This window comes from Nitratiruptor sp. YY08-26 (genome assembly GCF_016593215.1).
Lineage (GTDB): Bacteria > Campylobacterota > Campylobacteria > Campylobacterales > Nitratiruptoraceae > Nitratiruptor > Nitratiruptor tergarcus.
Map to the genome: position 1 here is coordinate 1733759 of NZ_AP023063.1, position 18420 is coordinate 1752178.

An 18420-nucleotide genomic window follows, 5' to 3' on the forward strand; every position below is an offset into this window, starting at 1 on the left:
TTGTACTCTATTTCACCCTACTTGCTAATTTATGCCCTAAAGTATTAAACGGTTTTTCAACCAAATGATACATTATCCAACCTACAACTATTGTAAGAGACAGATTCACTACAACATACAGGCCTAAATGGAGATTCTTGAAATCTTGAAAATGGTGAATAATAAGTAAATACATACCATGTAAAACAATTGCATGGAAAAGATACATACTGTAGCTAATCTTTCCTACCTTTCTTATAAATCGAATGAAATGATGAATTATTACTGGAAATTTCACTTGAATATTTTGATGATAAAAAAAGAAAATAATTAAAAAGAAAACTTCTGCACCAATAAACGAAAGCATGAGTGGAATAAATTGCATTTTATGCGTCATATAATATTTTGTCACTGCAGCAATTTGGATAGTGAACAAAATGATTGTTGCAATATAAAAAACTCGCTGATACTCATTGCTATTATCATGAAAACGTCGCACTATAATCGCCCAAAACATTATTGCAAGAAAATGTGGCAACTCCTCTAATCCAACATGAGAGCTACGAAAATGTAATAGTCGTGAAAGAGTAAAAATAGCTACACATAGTAAAAAAATGGAAAGTAAAACTTTTTTATTATTTAAATATCCTAGAAAATACAAAACTGCTAATAAAAGATAAAATATCCACTGCACCTCCAAAGTCCAATAGAGCCATTGAATCAAAGGAGCATTAAAAAACTGTGGCACCATAGTTAAATTGATAAGTAAATCTTTTACTGAAAAGTGACAACCCCAGATTTTCATAACTGGATATGCTATCAAGACAGAGAGAAAAAAAGCGGGATAGAGCCTGAAAAATCGTTTAATTATGTACTTTTTTACAGCAATATGCCTTTCGTCTCTTAAAGTACCAACAAGCAAAAAACCACTTATGATAAAAAAGAGAATAACACCAAATCTACCAAAATCAAATACTTTAAATAACTGATAAAACTCTAACCCATCAGATGCAATTCTTTTATAATTTTCTGCTATATGCAGCCATGAAACAAATATAACAGCACATCCTCTAAAAAAATCAATGAAATAAAATCTCTCCATATATTCTTGTACTTTCTTTCAATTTAGGATCTGCAATTATAACAACTATAAGATATAATTTCTTTCATAATATCGCGTATAAAGGCTTATAATGTCAACCTATTCAGTCGCCCACTCTCCCGATGCAGATGATATTTTTATGTTTTACGCTATCAAATTTGGCTGGGTGAATGCAAAAGATCTTCACTTTACTAATATTGCTCTCGATATCGAAACTCTCAATGAAAAAGCCTTGGAAAATTTTTATGATATTACAGCTATTAGCTTTGCACTCTATCCAAAAATCCGCAATGAGTATGCACTTTTGCGCACTGCAGTAAGTTTTGGTGAAGGGTATGGTCCAAAACTCATTAAAAAAAGAGGGAAAAAGCTCAAACCAAACTTTAAAGTTGCCCTGAGTGGGCGCTACACAACAAACGCCCTCCTCTTTCGCATCACCTATCCGCAAGCAAGACCTGTCTATATGAATTTTTTAGAGATCGAAAAGGCAGTACTTGAAGGGACAGTAGATGCAGGAGTACTTATCCACGAATCGATTCTTGATTTCGATGAAAGTTTAGAAGTAGAACGAGAATTGTGGGATATCTGGGTGGATCTTGCTGGGAAAAATCTTCCTTTGCCTCTTGGCGGAATGGCACTGCGTAGATCAATTCCACTTAATAAAGCGATCGAAGCAGAAGAGATGCTCACAAAAGCAGTTGCAGTGGCGCATAAGCATAAAGCACTCCTTTCTAAAATGCTTTTAGAGCGCAATCTTGTACGCATAGATGATGAGCAGTTGCAAAGATATCTTGATCTCTATGCAAATGAACACTCCATTACTATGAATGAATTACAATACGAAGCTCTCGACAGACTCTTTGCAATTGGCTTTGAATATGGTTTTTATGACTGTCCGATAAGAGCAAAAGACTTTCTCATTCCCCATGAATATAAGAGTTTACGGGAGATGTAGTGAAGAGAGTAATAGATTTTAGCCGCTACAGCTCTATCAAAATAGGTCCAAAAATCGAAGTAGAAGTAATAGAGAAAATTGAAGCTACAAATGAAGCATTTTTTCTCATCGGTGGAGCCAACAATTTGCTAGTAAGTCCTTCACCACCTCCCCTAGCAATTTTGGGCAAAAACTTTGATTTTATCCGCATAGAAGGGGATGAACTTATCATCGGTGCAAAAACTGCAACAGGCAAGGTAGTCGCATTTTGTAAAAAACATGATATTGCAGGATTTGAGTTTTTGAACAAACTCCCTGGAACCATCGGTGGGGCAGTGAAAATGAATGCAGGTGTCAAAGAGTATGAGATCAAAGATCGCCTCCTTTGGATTCGCACTCATCAAGGCAAAATTCCAGCTCACAAAGTTGGCTTAGAGTATCGCAAAAGCGCTATCAAAAATATTATCTATGAAGCTGGCTTTAAAATTGTGCCTGGATTCAGCGAAGAGCTACGCCAAAAACTCCTGCAACTGCGCTCTAATCAGCCAAAAGAACCAAGTGCTGGGAGTGTATTTAAAAATCCGCCAGGTGAATATGCAGGAAGACTCATAGAGGCTGTGGGTCTCAAAGGCAAAAGAGTTGGCAATATGGCTTTTAGCCATATCCATGCAAACTTTTTGGTTAATCTTGGTGGAGGCACTTTTGAAGAAGCAATGACACTTATCAATGAAGCAAAAGCACAAGTTTTAGCCAAATATGGAATCCCTTTAGAAGAGGAGATTATTGTTGTATAAGGATCTCTTCAAGAGGTTTTGGCTTATCAATAAAGAAACCTTGCAGATAGTTAATAGGAGTCTGTAATAGCTTTTGATAGACCTCTTCGCTCCCTACACCCTCTGCAGTAGTGTCAATATGTAACAAAGAGGCAAACTCTGCAATTGATTTGAGAATCAAAAAAGACTCTTCACTCTTCCCAATATGGCGAACAATACTCATATCTATTTTGAGTAAATCAAGATCAAAATCTTTAATAATCGCGAAATTGGAATAGCCTTTTCCAAAATCATCTAAAGCCACACCTATACCAAGGGACCGCATAGTACTAATAAAAGCTTTAACTTCACTGCTATATTGATATATATCTTCTGTTTCTAAAATTTCAAATTGTAGCATATGCGAGGCTATTTGATATTTTTGCAAAAGTTTTTGAATACTTGTTATAAAATCTTTTTCCAAAATATCAAAAATATCTATGTTTATGGAGACTCTCTGTTGCAGTTTTTTAGCAGCTGCAATCGCTTTTTCTATCATTACAGTACTAAGTTTTTTATAAAGTCCCTTTTTCTTTGCAATATCCAAAAATTTTACAGGCGGGTACACTTTTTCATCTATGATAATGCGCATAAGAACTTCATAATAGTAAACTGTATCACTTTTTTTATCAATAACTTTTTGAAAATATGGTTTAATACCATCCTCATCCAATGCTCGTGTTAAAAGATATGTATACTCTACCTCTTCTTGTAGCATTGGTTTTATATCGTCTTTATAGTAACAAAGAGCTTTTTGACACTGCTTAAAAGCAATATTGGCTAATTCCAACATCTCATCGTGATATTCTCGAGAAACAAATACCCCAAATTTAAGCTGTGGTTCAATATACTCTTTTGTTTCATCGTTATATATTAAAAATACTTGAGCTTCTATACTCCACAATATATCTATAAAATTTTGCAGTTCTTTTTCTTCACAAATTATTGCAAATCTATCTCCATAGATCCTATATATATGCTCATGCCCAAAACCTTGACGGAATCTCTGTGCAAGCTCTTGTAAAACTCTATCACCAATAGCATCATTATATAGCTGATTAATAACTTTGAAATTTTTAATGTTGATGAAAATAAATGATCTCTTTTTGTGCATCGGAAGTTCTGTAAGAAACTTACTCCGTGTATAAAGGCCTGTAAGTCTATCAACCTCATAAGATACTCTTGCTTCATAAAGAGCATTTATCCACAAAAGACGTGAATTCATAAGCTTTTTAATAAATGGATCAATACTTCCTCTCTTTTTCAATAATATAATAGTATAAAATCCTTTATTCGTAGCAAAAAGTGCTCCTTCTCCTATAGGCAAAGAGACAATAGCTGCTTTTTTTAGCTTTTTAAGAGTCGTTTCAATAGTAAATGTATCAATCCCATTATTAAATAGCACCTTACCGTTTTCAATTAAAACAAATTGAATATCCTCTTTATGCAAAAATGAGAAAAAAGAGGCAATATCACCCTTTTTTTCAAAAAAAAGTTCATTAGAATGAAGAATATTATCTACCTCTTTATGGATAATTTTTAATTTTTTTAATTCATCCTCGTTTTGTTGATACAAACGAATAAATTGAGCAAGAAGTGTTTTGATAATATGCAGTTTTTTTGGCATGAGGTATTTATTATAGATAAATACATATTCACTATCTATTGCAAAAAACTTTCTCTCTTTTGGATAGGCAAACTCTTTTTTGGAAACTATCTCTACCTCATCTTCTAACGTTTCACTAAGCATTTGTGAGAGTAAAGCTATCATCTATGGCCTTACCACAATTCTTGTAAAACTCTCTTTTTCGACTTCCGCCTTATAATAGCCATCCTCAATAATATATTCTAAGTCAATTGATGTGATGAAAGAGGAGAAATCTACAGATAACTTCTTTAAAACTTCTGGCAGTAACATTAAATCTCTCTTAGTGTACATAAGAGAAGCAAGTAAAGGATGCTCCCCCACTAGTAGTGTAGAAGGAATATAAGAGACTGGATGAAAATATGTTCCAATATTAAGAAGTGGTGCACTCTTTTTAAGATAAGAAGCTCCCTCCACGATTGCCGGTTTGTCAACAAGTGTATCCATTCCTGCTGCATCTATAACTAAATCATACTCTTTTGCCAGTTCTTCTTTTGTTACCGTCAGAAAACCGCCTTTTTGTGCCCTTTTTAACCTTGCTTCTAATATATCATTTATGAAAACATTAGCACCAAAATAGTCTCGAAAAACAGCTGCAACACTTATGCCAACTGCTCCGGCCCCTAAAATGAGGACCTTTTTATTGTGTAAATTTAAAAAACTCTCAATTTTTTTTGCAGCATGGAGCCCTACCAAAATTGGCTCAATAAATGTAAGAAGCTCCTTTTGGGATATCGGAATGATATTTTCTACAGAGACAACACTATATTCGCAAAACCCTCCATCTGCCCCTAATAGGCCAAGGTATCCCACTTTTTCACAAAGGTTCTCTTTCCCCATTTTACAATATTCACATTCGCCACATGTTAGCAGTGGTGCAACGGCTACTTGCTTACCTATGAGGCTTTGATCTACACCTTCTCCAACCTCTTCAATAATCCCACCATACTCTTGACAAGGAATAAGTGGCGTAGCTTTATGTGTAAGGGGATGAGGAGTCTTATTGATAATAAAGGGACCTTCTACAAACTCATTGATCTGTGTTTGACTTATTCCTGCATCAGTTACTTTAATAAGAACTTCACCCTGTTGTGGAACTGGTTTTGGAATATCTTCAAGTCTAATATCTCGCCTATCGTAAAATCTTAATGCAAGCATTATTATTCTTTATATTATTAAAATTTTCAAGTAATATATAAATTTTACAAATATTAACTTAAAAACTATTGAAAAATTTGTAGGGAAGCAAAAAAAAGAGTGTAGGGGCAAAAGCCCCGAGGAGAGTTTTACGCAGCTGCTGCTTTTTTCGCAGCTTCAAGAGCCTCTTGATAGTTTGGCTCTTCTGTGATTTCAGGAACGAGTTGCTTATAAACAACGTTTCCGTTTTTATCGATGATAAAAATCGCTCTTGCAAGGATGCCTTTAAGAGGACCTTCAGCGATTACAACACCATATTTTTCACCAAAATCTCTGTTTCTATAGTCACTTGCAACTGTAAGGTTTTCTACACCTTCAGTAGAGCAAAATCTCTTACTTGCAAATGGAAGATCCATAGATACAACAGTAACATCTACACCTTCAATGTTTGAAGCTTCTTCGTTGAACTTTCTTGTTTCAGTTGCACACACTGGTGTATCAAGTGAAGGAACAACAACGATCATTTGTACTTTATCTTGCGCACCACCTACTTTTTTCTCTGCCAAATCAGTAGTTACTACAGTTGCCTCAGGAGCTTTATCTCCCACGTTTACTTCATTACCTTCCAAATTTACTGGATTTCCTTTTAGTGTAACAGTTGCCATTGCAACCTCCTTTTTTCATTTTTTATTTTGGAGCAGATGCTCATAAAGAAATTATAACTTAAATAAGACAATTTTTCTCTTATTTTTTAATGAGAGTAAAAGTGGCAGTAAAAATGTTACATTTCTACACAAAACAGCTGCGAGGCAAAACTTTGAGATTCTCCATCGCAATAAAATCACCCCTCTTATATGCTTCTATTGCTGCTCGCCCTATCATTGCTGCATTATCGCTGCAAAACTCTAGCTTTGCAAACTCTATAGGGATACCCCGCTTTGCGCACTCTTTCTCAAATACTTCTCGCAAAGCCAGATTCGCACTCGCCCCACCAACTATTGCAAAGTCACTAGGTGTATAGATTTCACACGCTTTTTTGGTTTTTTGCAAAAGATGCGTAATAGCAGCTTTTTGAAAAGAGGCTGCAATATCTGCCATATCTTGCTGACTGAGGTTCTCCAACTCCTCCAAAACTAAACGCACCGCATTTTTAAGCCCTGAATAGCTAAAGGCAAGTTTTGAGCTGTTTTTGAGTGGAATTGGAAAAGAAAAACGATGAGGATTTCCCTGACGTGCCAGTTTTTCAATAATAGGACCTCCAGGATAGCCTAGCCCCATCATCTTTGCAACCTTATCAAAGCTCTCGCCAAAACTATCATCAAGCGTGGTAGCTAAGACTTTGAGATCGTTGTAGCCCTTTACATCCAAAATCATTGTATGCCCACCACTTACTAATAGCACCATTTTAGGTAGCCTCGCTTCTTGCTCAATAAAGAGGGAGTAGATATGTCCTACAAGATGATTAACACCAATGAGGGGAACACCTAGAGCTAGATGCAAAGCCTTTGCCATCATAACGCCCTCCATGAGCGTCACAGAGAGCCCTGGCTCATTTGTCACTGCTACTGCTTTGATATGAGGCAAAAACTCCTTTGCCTCTTCTAAAATCTTTGGTAAAGCCTCAGCATGAAGCCTGCTCGCAAGCTCCGGTACAACTCCACCATACTCACTGTGTGCTAGCTCTTGGGAGATCTTTTTGTGAAAAAGAAGTTTATAATCACTAATGCGTGTCACTGCAATAGAGCTATCATCACAACTACTCTCAATGCTTAAAATCATAACGGCTCCGATAGTAAACTTGGATCTCTCTTTGCCCATGCAAGCACCCAAGGCCACTGGCCATAGCCACTCTTATCATTGATGTGCCCTGCATTTTCTAGTATCAGCATCTCACAATCAAAATGGCGCTGTAAATCATGGGCCTCTTCAAGCTTCAAGTATGGATCATTCGTTGAAACAACTATCTGTACCTCTTTGGCAAAGAGTGTTTGAGGAAAAGTATGAGGGAAAAACTGCTTAAGTAGCTCAAGAGGAGTATTTTGACTTGGAGGTGCTACAAACAAAAGTCTCTCTACTTCATCAATCTCCCCCTCTTCACACAGAGCCATCCAAACAGTACATGCAAGAGAGTGACAAATGACAGTAGTTGGCCGAAATGTTTTAAGATGCTTTTTGAACTGATTCATCCATTTTTTTTTGTTTGGATGATGCGGATGATGAATGAGAGGAAAACTCACCGTTCCATACTCTTTAGCTAGCTCTCCTGCTAACCAACTTTGCCAATGGGGATAGTCACTTCCTCCCCAACCATGCAAAAGCAAAAACCTATCCATCCCTTTTCTCCTCCACTTCAGCCTCTATTGGCTCCTCATCTTTATGCTCTATCTCTTTTGGCAGCTCTTTTGTCTCACCTTTTAGCACTCCAAGGAGTCTTTGCTCCTGCTCAGGAGTAAGTTTACCTTCAGCAATAGTGTCTATTATCTTGTTTGCTATAGCAACCTTTGCTTCGTTCTCTTTGAGGCGAAAATATTTTTCTAAATTGTCATGATAAGCAATGAGTTTGTCTTTCCGCTTTTTGTAAAAATAGAGAATTATCAATACAACTACGATAATGAATACTAGTGCAGCCAAAGAGAGATAGAGAAACTGCTTTTTGAGCTCAATCTCTTTTTGCGCAACTATCTTTTGATTTTCAAGCTCTAAAAGCTCTTTTTGCTTTTTAAGTTCTAGCTCTTTGAGCTTATAAGCTTGCTCAATTTTTTGCAGCTCCAGTGCCTGCTTGGCTTTTATCTGTGCAAGAGCAATCTCTTTTTGCGCCTCATTTTTGCTGCGCTCTAAGGCTAATTTCTCGATTTGCTGTTGCATCTTCGTTAGAGCAAGCTCTTTTTGCTTATCTGCCTCTTCTCTAGCCTTTTGCAATCTTGCTTCAATTCTTGCTTTTCTCTCTAATAGCTCATCCTTTTTTTATCGAGCTTTTGCGTATTTTCCATACAACCACTAAAAAGTATGATAATAACAAGCAGATTAAAGAGTTTGAACATAGCTTCGTACCTCTTCATCAATAGCAAAAATCTCTTCAATATCGCTTACCACTCTTCCCTCAAACCTCTCAAAAGCTTGTAAAATAGCTTTTGCAATATCACCAAAAGTAAAATTTCCTTTTAAAAATCTCTCAATTGCTGCTTCATTTGCTGCATTCACCACCACTCCACAATCTGGATGTTGCAAAAGAGCATCTTTTATCTGCCATACAGGATAGCGCGCAACATCAATAGCCCTAAAAGCTATATTCATTGCTAAAGGATCTACATTGCTCAAAATCGGCTCATCCATAATCCCAAGAGCATAAGCGATAGGTAGTTTCATATCTGTTTTACTTGCATGCATGGTCGTACTTCCATCCATAAACTCTACAATCCCATGCACCAAAGAGCTTGGCTCAATTACTGCATCTATATGTTTTGTCTCAAAAAGCCAGTAAGCTTCCAAAACTTCAAAGAGTTTATTCACCATCGTAGCACTATCTATAGTGATCTTCGTCCCCATAGACCAGTTGGGATGGTTGAGAACTTCTTGCAAAGAGGCATAAGCAATTTTTTCGATTTTCCAATCCCTCAAGGCTCCTCCGCTTGCAGTGAGAATGAGTCTCTTTGGTTGGCGACCATTTTGCAAAAGATACCAAAGACCAAAGTGCTCACTATCGATGGGGCGCAGCTTTGATACATCAATAAACTTTCCTGCAACTACAAGACTCTCTTTATTCGCGAGTGCAACTGTTTTGCCAAGCTCAATCGCTTTGAGTGTTGGGCGTAATCCCAAAAATCCAACAAGCGCATTAACAACAAGCTCACTCTCACACATCCTCAGCGCTTGTAAGATCCCCTCCTGCCCATGAAGCACCACAGGCACATCAAAATTAGCTCTCTTTGCACTTACCACAATACGCGGACAAAACTCTTCAACTTGCTTTGCAAGCAGATCGATATTGTTCCCCGCAACCAACACCTCAACTTCAATCCCATAGCGCCTACAAATTTCGAGGGTACTGGTGCCAATTGATCCGGTAGAGCCTAAAAGAGCTATTTTCATAAAAGCCCTCTTAAAAGTATTACCATCGCAACAGCTGCAAAGAGATATCCATCCACTCTATCAAGCATTCCTCCATGCCCTGGTAAGATATTGCCGCTATCTTTTACTCCTGCTAAGCGTTTGAGATAGCTCTCAAAGAGATCCCCAAAGACTGCTGCAACTGCTGTAAGTAGTGAAATGACAATTCCATAGGGAAGATCCACTAAAATGAGCGCATAGTAACTTCCAGCAATTGTTGCTAGCACCACACCACCAATAACTCCTTCCCACGTCTTTTTGGGTGAAGTCTTGCAAAAAGGGTGCTTGCCAATTGCACGTCCGGTAAAATAAGCACCAATATCAGTAAGGGCTACTACAATCACTAGCCATATGAGAGCATCCATCCCAAAATCGTGATAGAGTGCGAGCAAAAAGAGAAATGGGGCAGTGGGATAGAGAAATGGCAAAAACTTTTGCCAATCACGCTCCTGCGTATAAGCTTCATAAGCGGCAAAAATGAGGGCAATGAGGAAAAAGAGATCATCAGGATTTGGGTAGATGGCTGCTATAATCCACACTAACAGTGCCCAAAAGTAGAGGCTATTTCTCTCGCTCATACCAAAGAGCTTCAATGCTTCATAAAAAGCAAAGAGATAGATAACACCAAAGAAGAGCCAAGTTAGTCCAAAACTATCAATCCACGCTACGAACGCTACAATACCAATAAGCAGTGCCCCGGTTATGAGGCGTTTTGCAAGCTCACTCATCAAAACTCCTTTATCATATTCTAACACTTAAAGTCTTATACTTTACATACTCTACATGCGCCCCCTCTTTTGGTTTGACGTTGCGACGCTGGGTATAGTCGACTTTATACGTTCCTGGATGCTCTACACTAAAGCTAGCACACAGCTTCGCTGCCTGCTCGAGCACATCTTGCGGAACATTTTGCTTGCTTGTGGCAATAATTACATGGGCTGAAGGAAGATCTTTGAGATGGAGCCATATATCGCTCGCTTTTGCTTTTTTTAATAGCTCCACATTTCCTCTTTTGTTTTTACCGATATACACATCATAACCAGCAATGTTGTAGCGCTCATAATTTTTATCTTTTTTTGATTCTTTTTTTGCACTTTTGCTAAAGAGCAGCTCAATATCTTCTACTCTTTTGGCATTGCGTACAAGATTTGCCTTTTTATCCAAAAATGCTATCTTTTCTTGTAAGTTCTCACGCTGTATATGGATATTGGCAGCTTTTTGGCGCAGTTTTTTAGCACGCTTAAAAAAAATATCACTCATCATTGCTGGCGTTTTTGCCTCAGCGGGAAGAGTAAACTTTATAGGATTTCCTTTAAAATCCTCTCCCTCAAACTCCTCTTGATAGGGCTTTATCTGATGCAAGTTTGCCAAAACAAGCTGCCCCTTTTTCTCTTCTTTGTCTGCTTGATTTATGAGATCTTCTTCCTTTTCTAAAGAGGCAAGAAGCTTTTGTAATTTTGCTTTTTGCTTATTGATTTGCAAAAGTTTTGCGCTTTTTAAGACATTGAGCCTCTTTTCGAGCTCTTGCTTGTAAATACTGTGCAGATACTCTTCAATATCAGCAATCTCTAGCTCACTCTTATCAAGTTTTTTGGGAGGTGTGAGAGGATAGAGAGGCTTTCCTGGACGAATGTCTCTATGAAAATCATGATGGAGGGCTTCTAAAACATTTCCCTTCTCATCCAAAATAATCGCATTTGCGTGGCGTCCGGTAAATTCAAGCTGCAAAATGGCTGATTCTTCCTTGTAAGAACCTCTTTTTTTACAGTAAATGCGTATGATTTTATCATTACTGTCTAGCTCAATTTTTTCAATGAAGCTCTTTTTGCACTTTTTAGCTAATACCTTATCAAAAGGAGCGTTGTAAAATTTTGTTTTGATAAAATCATCCCGCATATAGATGAGATTTTTGCTGCGATTAAGATCAAAAAAGATCTCTTTTTTGTCAAAAACGGCTCGCAAAATATTGTCATCTACTCTTGCAATATCGTTTAAATGGCGAAATTGCTGCAAATACTCGACAATAGCTCGTAACTCTTTGTATTTCATGAGTTCCTCATTCTTTTTTGATAAAATAGCAAAAACTCTTTTAAAGGCGCATAATGGGTCAAACTATAACAGAAAAAATCTTTAGTGAACATGTGGGGCGTGAAGTAAAAGCTGGGGAAATTGTCGAGTGTGAACTTGATATGATTATCGGTAACGATATTACTACGCCTATCTCTATCAAAGCCTTTCGTGAAAGTGGTGCTAAAAAATTAGCAAAACCAGATAATTTTGCAATTGTGCTTGATCACTTTATCCCTGCGAAAGATATCGCCAGTGCAAACCAGGCAAAAATCAGCCGAGAATTTGCCTATGAGCACAATCTAAAATACTTCTTTGACGAAAAGGATATGGGAATTGAGCATGCCCTGCTTCCTGAAAAGGGGCTTGTGGTTCCGGGAGACGTGATCATTGGAGCAGATTCACACACCTGTACCCATGGTGCACTTGGAGCATTTGCTACAGGGATGGGAAGCACAGATCTTGCCTATGGAATGATTACAGGCAAAAACTGGTTTAAGGTACCACCTTCAATTAAAGTAGTTTATACCGGAAAACTTGGCGAGTATGTGTATGGAAAAGACCTCATTTTAGAGCTTATTCGTAGAATCGGCGTAGATGGAGCGCTTTATAAAGCACTTGAATTTACAGGTGATACGATAGAAAACCTCGATATGGATGGACGATTCAGTCTTTGCAACATGGCGATTGAAGCGGGAGCAAAAAATGGAATTATTGCTGTGGATGAGGTGACTAAAGCCTTCTTGGCTGACAAAGATCTCGCACGCGAGCCAAAGATCCACTATAGCGATGAAGATGCAGAGTATGAGCAGGTAATTGAAATCGATGTGAACAATCTTGAGCCAGTGATCGCCTTTCCACACCTTCCAAGCAATGGCCGCCCAATCAGTGAAGCGGCAAAGATGGATCTCAAAGTGGATCAAGTATTCATCGGAAGCTGTACCAATGGTAGGTTAAGTGATATTGCAATAGCAGCTGAAATTTTAAAGGGACGCAAAGTAGCACGTCATACACGAATGATCGTCACCCCTGCAACGCAAAAGATTTTAAAAGAAGCAGAAAAACGAGGCTATATCGATATTCTCATCGATGCCGGAGCGGTAGTCAGCAATCCAACATGTGGAGCATGCCTTGGAGGCTACATGGGAATTTTAGCTGATAATGAAAGGTGTGTAAGCACTACAAATAGAAACTTCATTGGTCGAATGGGAGCAAGAACGAGTGAAATTTATCTAGCAAACTCTGCCGTTGCAGCTGCAAGTGCCGTGGCTGGCAAGATTGCAGATCCAAGAGAGATTTGATGAAAATTGACTTTTAAAGGAAGAGCACAATCGATACAAAGAGCTTTATAAAGCTTTAACTTATCTCATATTAGCCCTTTTACCAGGGCTTTCAACCATCGTGTATCAAATTCTAACTCATAAAGTTTTACCTTCATTAATAATTTTAGTGGGTATTGGTTTGATAATTGATTTCTTGCTGCTTAGCTTTGGTAAAATTATATGGATTAAAATGCAAGAGATTGAGAAGGATATGGAAGATGTTTGATATAAATTTTATTATAGGGATGGGAGGCGCTATAGCTATTGCAGCATTTATAGTCTACTTCTTTTACCAGTTTCTACCAAAAACCAAGCATTGATTCTCTTCGATCTAAAAACTTTAGGTAAACTGACTACTGGCTCGCTTATAAAGCGAGAGAACCGCTTCTTAGCTACCGCTTTAGTTCATAACCAAATCAAAAAAGTTCATATAGCAGATACAGGAAGACTAGAAGAGATCCTCACGCCAAATAGAGAACTCCTTCTTCTCAAAAATCGCCCAGGTCTCAAAACAGACTACACCTTGATAGCTGCCAAAATGGAGGAGGGATGGGTACTTATCAACACAAAACTCCACCGCCCTATTGCCCAAAAAGCAATTGAACAAGGGGTGTTGGGATTTATTCCAAAAACGCTTCAAGCAGAAGTTACATTCCAAAAGAGTAGGCTCGATTTCAAAGCAGACAACGCTTACATTGAGCTCAAAGGGTGTAGTCTCGTGCAAGAAAATATCTGCCTTTTCCCCAATGCTCCCACATCAAGAGGCGTTAAGCATATTCAAGATCTCATCCAAGCAAAAGAGCAAGGATTTGATGCCTATATCCTCATCATGGCTGTGAGACAATGCAACTGCTTCAAACCCCATCCTACAAGAGATCCCACATTCAAAGCCATTTTTACACAAGCCCTCGCGCAAGGAGTTGGTTTCAAAGGCTTTTTCATTCGTATAGATACAAACTTACACATTTGCTATGATGGAGAACTTCCTCTTTGCCCAGATGAGTTATAATGTAAGTGCTAAATTTTTATATATGGATCTAGATATGAAAAAGTTTATTACATCTCTTTTAGCGCTCTTTATTATAATGGGAGGAGTACTCTATTTTTGGAAAAAACCCAAAAAAGAGTTTAGCCATTTTACTACGGTACAAGTCACACGAGGAGATATTATTGAGAGTGTCGAGGCAACGGGAGTCATCAAACCATCTATAGGTGCAGAGGTAAAAATTGGAGCAAGAGTTAGTGGAATGGTGATTGATGAGCCAATCAAAATAGGAGATTTTGTCAAAAAAGGAACCATCATTGCCAAAATAGATGATGCGGAACTTCAGCAATCTCATAAAATTGCGCAAAAAGAGTTTACAAAAATTCAAAAAACCTATCCTTTAGAGATAGAAAAGCTTAAAAAAAGTGTCAAAAAAGCCGCAATTGAAGAACAAAAAGCCGCACTCAACCTTGAGGCTGCACAAGCTGATGCTGCCACAGCACAATGGCTTTGTAAAAATAAAAAGAAGCTTTTGCAAAAACATGCAACCAGCCAAAAAGAGTATCGCACCATCTGTACAGAAGCCACTATCAAACAAAAAGCAGTGCAAAAGGCAAAGCTTTCTCTCAAACAAGCCAAAGAGAATCTGCAAGAAGCACAACTCTCTTTAGAAAAATTGCAAAAAAGTTTCAAATATGACAAAGCGATTGCCCGAGCAAAACTCAATCAAGCAAAGATCCGCCTCGAATATGCAACTATCAAAGCACCATTTGATGGTATTATCACTTATATCTCAACGCAAAAAGGTGAAACAGTAGTAGCTGGCCTCAATGCACCACAATTTGCCAAAATTTTGGATCCAAAAAAAATAGAAAACCGCATCTACATTGACGAAACTGCAATCGCAAAAATAAAAAGAGGGATGCAAGTGATTTTCAACGTTGACGCTCTTCCGCAAAACAAGTTTCATGGAAGAATTGTTCAAATCTATCCACAACCAGAGATCCAAAATAGCGTGGTATACTATATTGCTGTCATGAAAGATTTTGAAAACTCTCAACTACTTCGTCCTGAAATGACCACCCACAATAAAATTATCATTCAAGTTCATAAAAACGTCCTAAGACTCCCTAATGCAGCTGTAAAGTTTAAAAATGGGCACTTTTTTGTCTATCATAAAAAAGGCAACAAAATAATAGAAAAGGAGGTGCAAACAGGCATATCTGATGAACACTACACACAGATTCTCAGTGGCCTCCAAGAGGGAGATATTGTCTTAGTGGAGCAAAAGCATGCTCATTGAGTGTAAAAATATCACAAAAACCTTTCAAATAGGAGATCTTACAACAACGGTTCTGCACGATATTAATCTTTGCGTAGATGAAGGAGATTTTCTTGCCATTATGGGAAGCAGCGGAAGCGGAAAATCTACACTGCTCTATATCCTTGGATGCTTGGATAAAGCAAGCGGTGGTACATATTTGATAGATGGCAAAAATGTAGCCAAGCTCAGTGATGATGAGCTCTCCCATTTACGTAACACAATGTTTGGCTTTATCTTTCAAGCTTTCTATCTCATTCCCTATCTCAATGTTTTAGACAATGTCTTAATCCCCACACTCTATAGCATCCATCCCCCTACACAATCTAAAGCTAAAACTTTACTTGAAAAACTGCAACTTACCCTGAGAATGGAATACTACCCAGACCAACTCTCCGGTGGCCAAAAGCAGCGTGTAGCAATTGCGAGAGCTCTCATTAACGATCCCAAAGTAATTTTAGCCGATGAGCCTACTGGCCAGCTTGATAGCCAAAATGCAAAAAATGTGATGGAGATTTTACAGCAGCTCAACAGTGAGGGCAAAACAATCGTCTTGGTCACGCACGATCCAGCGATGGCACAATATGCCAAAAAAGTGGTACGGATACAAGATGGGCGCATTGTATCTTCGTGATCTTTTTTCATTCCTCTTTTTTTACAAAGGTCGTACACTCTTTGCCCTATTTGGCATCATTTTAGGTATAGCCTCACTTGTATTTATTGTAGCTACCATCGAAGGAAGCCAGCTCAAAGCAAAAAGAATTATCAATATGCTAGGAAGTGATACAATCTTGATACGCTCAAGTTTTGGTAGTCGCGTCTCTTTCCGCCATGTTCCAATGAAGCTCACAATGAAGCACTACAACCTCATCAAAAAAATAGAGGGCATTAGCTCTTTAGACTACTTCTATGTAAAACGCCTCGATGTAAAACGAGGAGGCTATGGGAAAAGTCTCTTAGTTGAGGGATTTACAGTTGGCACACTACCCCACTTTGGCTATGAGCCTCTATGGGGAAGATTTTTTTTGCCAAGTGATAATGAACATTTTGCAAAAGTGGTTGTGGTAGGTCTTGATATTGTAGATGAGTTTTTTCACGGGCAAAATCCCGTCGGCAAAACACTCCTCATTGGCAAAATACCTTTCCGTGTCATCGGAGTCTATAAACGCAGAGGAAAAAGCCCCCGAGGCAACAGTATGGATGAGAGAATCATGATACCAGTCTCTACATATCGCAAATTTATCCAGCATGAATACCACAGAATTTTTGCAATGGTGGCAAAAGTGGCACCCAACACAGATTACAAAAGAGTCATTAAAGATATCAAAACAGTTCTCAATCAAACTCTCAAAAGTGATGACTATTTTTTAATAACTCCACAAAAAATTATGCATTTTTTCTCAATGCTTAGCACCTCCTTCACACTCTTTTTAGGCATTGCCTCTTTTACAGCTCTCTTTGTTAGTGGTTTTGTACTTTCTAATATATTTCTCATCAACAATCGTACTCGTGCTTGGGAAATAGGGCTCAGGCGCGCACTTGGCGCTACAAAAAAGATGATTTTACGGCGCATAATTCTTGAAGCATCAACTGTTGCTTTGATAGGAGCAATTGTTGGTACATTGGTTGGTTTTTTAAGTGTTCATTTTATCCTTCCGCTTTTACAAATTCCCCAAAGCTATCCAATAAAAGCTTTTGTGATAGCACTTATTTTTTCTTTGGGCGTCTCCTTTTTGGCTGCTCTTACCCCTGCTAAAGAGGCAGCTTCTATGGATCCACTTAAAGCACTAAGGCAAAAGTTATGAAGTGGCTCTACTGGCAGGAGTTTTGGCAATATCTTGCACAAAACAAAAAAAGAGCTTTTATAGCTATCGCAGGGATCGCTCTTGGCGTACTCTCTTTGGTGCTTATGAGTGGTATTAGTGGAGCAATGCGCCAAAAAACTTTGCAAGATCTTGGAGCTTTTGGAAGCAGGATCATTGTTATAGCACCAGGAGATCTCATTGTATTTGGCCATAAAAGCGTTACAATGGGAAACGTTCAGACTCTCACAGTCGCTGATGCCAAAGCAATAGAGCAAAAGATTGCCGGTATTGAAGGTACAGCAGTGCTCAAAAATGCGATACTAAGCGTTATCACACCAAAAAGAAGCGAACCGCTAACTATTATGGGGGTTGATTCGGCTTTCTTTAGATTGATAGACTTCTCTTTTACATGTGGGGGCACCTTTTTGGATAGTGCAATGATGCAAAAAACAGCAATTATTGGCTCCCAAACAAAAGAGGATTTTTTCAATACCCCCTGTCCTTTGGGAAAGGACTTGCGCATTGCAAACATCCCTTTTCGCATCATAGGAGTCCTTGCCCCAAGAGGAAATGTTGGCATGGAAGATTATGATAGCACGATCTATATCCCCATCCAACTTATGCAAAGACTCTTGACAAAGAGTAACTGGCTTGATGGGATCTTTGTCCTCTCACAAAAAAGCAGTCTTAACAAAACCCTCATTCAACAGATTAAAGATCTTCTCAAAAAACGCCATGGCAAAGAGGATTTTACCGTTATGGAGTATGAAGCAGCAAGTGGAACATCAGCCAAGATGGAGAAGCTCTTTTCAATTTTGAGCATTCTTGTCGCAGCAATTGCTTATAGTGTTGGCGTACTTGGGATAATAGCTATTATGGCGCTCTCTGTATATGAAAGAGTTATCGAAATTGCGATAAAAAGGGTTGCAGGAGCAAGAAAAAGGGATCTCTTTTTGCAGTTTTTCACTGAATCTTTGCTGCTAAGCAGTGCAGGGGCAATTTTTGGCGCATTTGCTGCTCTCATTTTACTAGGTTTCATCGAATATTTTGCACACTGGCCTTTGTATATTCCACTCCAAACACTCATAATTGCAATAACTCTCTCTATAATTATTGGCATAATTGCCAGTATCTATCCTGCTTTGAAAGCAATCTCTTTTGAGCCTCTTACAATACTCAAACTCTATGAAGAGAGTTAAAGCTT

At 38.3% G+C, this 18420-nt stretch carries 18 protein-coding genes; 8 read left to right on the top strand and 10 right to left on the bottom strand.

All coding sequences use genetic code 11. The features are described from left to right. Window positions 1–7: 7 nt before the first annotated feature. Window positions 8–1081 (bottom strand): acyltransferase, encoded by a 1074-nt coding sequence (locus tag JG738_RS09315; RefSeq protein ID WP_201337629.1) that lies wholly within the window; start codon window positions 1079–1081, stop codon window positions 8–10. Window positions 1082–1172: 91 nt separating this feature from the next. Here JG738_RS09315 and JG738_RS09320 point away from each other — a divergent pair, with 91 nt between their 5' ends. Further along, entirely contained in the window at window positions 1173–2036 is an 864-nt protein-coding gene (locus tag JG738_RS09320) for a menaquinone biosynthesis family protein (protein ID WP_201337630.1), read from the top strand. Next, entirely contained in the window at window positions 2036–2809 is a 774-nt protein-coding gene (locus tag JG738_RS09325; protein ID WP_201337631.1) for a UDP-N-acetylmuramate dehydrogenase, read from the top strand. The genes JG738_RS09320 and JG738_RS09325 overlap by 1 nt, the downstream gene beginning before the upstream one ends. On the opposite strand, the gene JG738_RS09330 is transcribed toward JG738_RS09325, so the two are convergent. The 9 genes from JG738_RS09330 to JG738_RS09370 all read right to left on the bottom strand — a co-directional run bounded on the left by JG738_RS09330 (window position 2796) and on the right by JG738_RS09370 (window position 11765). Beyond that, entirely contained in the window at window positions 2796–4598 is a 1803-nt protein-coding gene (locus JG738_RS09330) for an EAL domain-containing protein (RefSeq protein ID WP_201337632.1), read from the bottom strand. The genes JG738_RS09325 and JG738_RS09330 overlap by 14 nt on opposite strands. Continuing rightward, the gene (locus tag JG738_RS09335) at window positions 4599–5630 is read right to left on the bottom strand and encodes an alcohol dehydrogenase catalytic domain-containing protein (protein ID WP_201337633.1); all 1032 of its coding nucleotides are present in this window, start codon (window positions 5628–5630) and stop codon (window positions 4599–4601) included. A 128-nt stretch (window positions 5631–5758) separates the two neighbouring features. After that, on the bottom strand, window positions 5759–6274 hold the full coding sequence (gene tpx, locus JG738_RS09340) for a thiol peroxidase (protein WP_084274795.1): 516 nt from the start codon (window positions 6272–6274) through the stop codon (window positions 5759–5761). A 124-nt stretch (window positions 6275–6398) separates the two neighbouring features. Further along, window positions 6399–7388 (bottom strand): tRNA (adenosine(37)-N6)-threonylcarbamoyltransferase complex transferase subunit TsaD, encoded by a 990-nt coding sequence (gene tsaD, locus JG738_RS09345; protein WP_201337634.1) that lies wholly within the window; start codon window positions 7386–7388, stop codon window positions 6399–6401. Continuing rightward, entirely contained in the window at window positions 7385–7942 is a 558-nt protein-coding gene (locus JG738_RS09350; protein ID WP_201337635.1) for an alpha/beta hydrolase, read from the bottom strand. The genes tsaD and JG738_RS09350 overlap by 4 nt, the downstream gene beginning before the upstream one ends. Further along, entirely contained in the window at window positions 7935–8528 is a 594-nt protein-coding gene (locus tag JG738_RS09355; protein ID WP_201337636.1) for a hypothetical protein, read from the bottom strand. Before JG738_RS09355 ends, JG738_RS09350 begins: the two co-directional genes overlap by 8 nt. A 105-nt stretch (window positions 8529–8633) precedes the next feature. Continuing rightward, complete coding sequence (gene dxr, locus JG738_RS09360) at window positions 8634–9692, bottom strand: 1-deoxy-D-xylulose-5-phosphate reductoisomerase (protein WP_370583687.1); 1059 nt, start codon at window positions 9690–9692, stop codon at window positions 8634–8636. A gap of 2 nt (window positions 9693–9694) precedes the next feature. Beyond that, on the bottom strand, window positions 9695–10444 hold the full coding sequence (locus tag JG738_RS09365) for a phosphatidate cytidylyltransferase (RefSeq protein ID WP_201337638.1): 750 nt from the start codon (window positions 10442–10444) through the stop codon (window positions 9695–9697). Window positions 10445–10457: 13 nt separating this feature from the next. Further along, complete coding sequence (locus tag JG738_RS09370) at window positions 10458–11765, bottom strand: NFACT RNA binding domain-containing protein (protein WP_201337639.1); 1308 nt, start codon at window positions 11763–11765, stop codon at window positions 10458–10460. A gap of 53 nt (window positions 11766–11818) precedes the next feature. Between JG738_RS09370 and leuC the strand changes: the two genes are divergently transcribed. From leuC to JG738_RS09400, 6 genes are all read left to right on the top strand, one after another. Further along, window positions 11819–13084 carry a 3-isopropylmalate dehydratase large subunit gene (gene leuC / locus JG738_RS09375; RefSeq protein WP_201337640.1) on the top strand — a complete coding sequence of 422 codons (1266 nt, stop codon included), beginning with the start codon at window positions 11819–11821 and terminating at the stop codon, window positions 13082–13084. Window positions 13085–13421: 337 nt separating this feature from the next. Next, window positions 13422–14114: a DNA/RNA nuclease SfsA gene (sfsA, locus tag JG738_RS09380; RefSeq protein ID WP_201337641.1), complete on the top strand. Its 693-nt coding sequence runs from the start codon at window positions 13422–13424 to the stop codon at window positions 14112–14114. Window positions 14115–14148: 34 nt separating this feature from the next. Continuing rightward, a complete protein-coding gene (locus JG738_RS09385) occupies window positions 14149–15393 on the top strand; it encodes an efflux RND transporter periplasmic adaptor subunit (protein WP_201337642.1) in 1245 nt (414 codons plus the stop codon). Beyond that, window positions 15383–16045: an ABC transporter ATP-binding protein gene (locus JG738_RS09390; protein ID WP_201337643.1), complete on the top strand. Its 663-nt coding sequence runs from the start codon at window positions 15383–15385 to the stop codon at window positions 16043–16045. The genes JG738_RS09385 and JG738_RS09390 overlap by 11 nt, the downstream gene beginning before the upstream one ends. Beyond that, entirely contained in the window at window positions 16023–17216 is a 1194-nt protein-coding gene (locus tag JG738_RS09395; RefSeq protein WP_201337644.1) for an ABC transporter permease, read from the top strand. Before JG738_RS09390 ends, JG738_RS09395 begins: the two co-directional genes overlap by 23 nt. Next, window positions 17213–18415, top strand: coding sequence for an ABC transporter permease (locus JG738_RS09400; protein WP_201337645.1), 1203 nt, complete (start codon window positions 17213–17215; stop codon window positions 18413–18415). Before JG738_RS09395 ends, JG738_RS09400 begins: the two co-directional genes overlap by 4 nt. Window positions 18416–18420: the final 5 nt, after the last annotated feature.

What these genes read in the sequence shown, in the direction of transcription:
- JG738_RS09315 (WP_201337629.1), bottom strand. Translation starts at nt 1,081, where the DNA reads ATGGAGAGATTTTATTTCATTGATTTTTTTAGAGGATGTGCTGTTATA.
- JG738_RS09320 (WP_201337630.1), top strand. Translation starts at nt 1,173, where the DNA reads ATGTCAACCTATTCAGTCGCCCACTCTCCCGATGCAGATGATATTTTT.
- JG738_RS09330 (WP_201337632.1), bottom strand. Translation starts at nt 4,598, where the DNA reads ATGATAGCTTTACTCTCACAAATGCTTAGTGAAACGTTAGAAGATGAG.
- JG738_RS09335 (WP_201337633.1), bottom strand. Translation starts at nt 5,630, where the DNA reads ATGCTTGCATTAAGATTTTACGATAGGCGAGATATTAGACTTGAAGAT.
- tpx (WP_084274795.1), bottom strand. Translation starts at nt 6,274, where the DNA reads ATGGCAACTGTTACACTAAAAGGAAATCCAGTAAATTTGGAAGGTAAT.
- tsaD (WP_201337634.1), bottom strand. Translation starts at nt 7,388, where the DNA reads ATGATTTTAAGCATTGAGAGTAGTTGTGATGATAGCTCTATTGCAGTG.
- JG738_RS09350 (WP_201337635.1), bottom strand. Translation starts at nt 7,942, where the DNA reads ATGGATAGGTTTTTGCTTTTGCATGGTTGGGGAGGAAGTGACTATCCC.
- JG738_RS09365 (WP_201337638.1), bottom strand. Translation starts at nt 10,444, where the DNA reads ATGAGTGAGCTTGCAAAACGCCTCATAACCGGGGCACTGCTTATTGGT.
- JG738_RS09370 (WP_201337639.1), bottom strand. Translation starts at nt 11,765, where the DNA reads ATGAAATACAAAGAGTTACGAGCTATTGTCGAGTATTTGCAGCAATTT.
- leuC (WP_201337640.1), top strand. Translation starts at nt 11,819, where the DNA reads ATGGGTCAAACTATAACAGAAAAAATCTTTAGTGAACATGTGGGGCGT.
- JG738_RS09385 (WP_201337642.1), top strand. Translation starts at nt 14,149, where the DNA reads ATGAAAAAGTTTATTACATCTCTTTTAGCGCTCTTTATTATAATGGGA.
- JG738_RS09390 (WP_201337643.1), top strand. Translation starts at nt 15,383, where the DNA reads ATGCTCATTGAGTGTAAAAATATCACAAAAACCTTTCAAATAGGAGAT.
- JG738_RS09395 (WP_201337644.1), top strand. Translation starts at nt 16,023, where the DNA reads ATGGGCGCATTGTATCTTCGTGATCTTTTTTCATTCCTCTTTTTTTAC.
- JG738_RS09400 (WP_201337645.1), top strand. Translation starts at nt 17,213, where the DNA reads ATGAAGTGGCTCTACTGGCAGGAGTTTTGGCAATATCTTGCACAAAAC.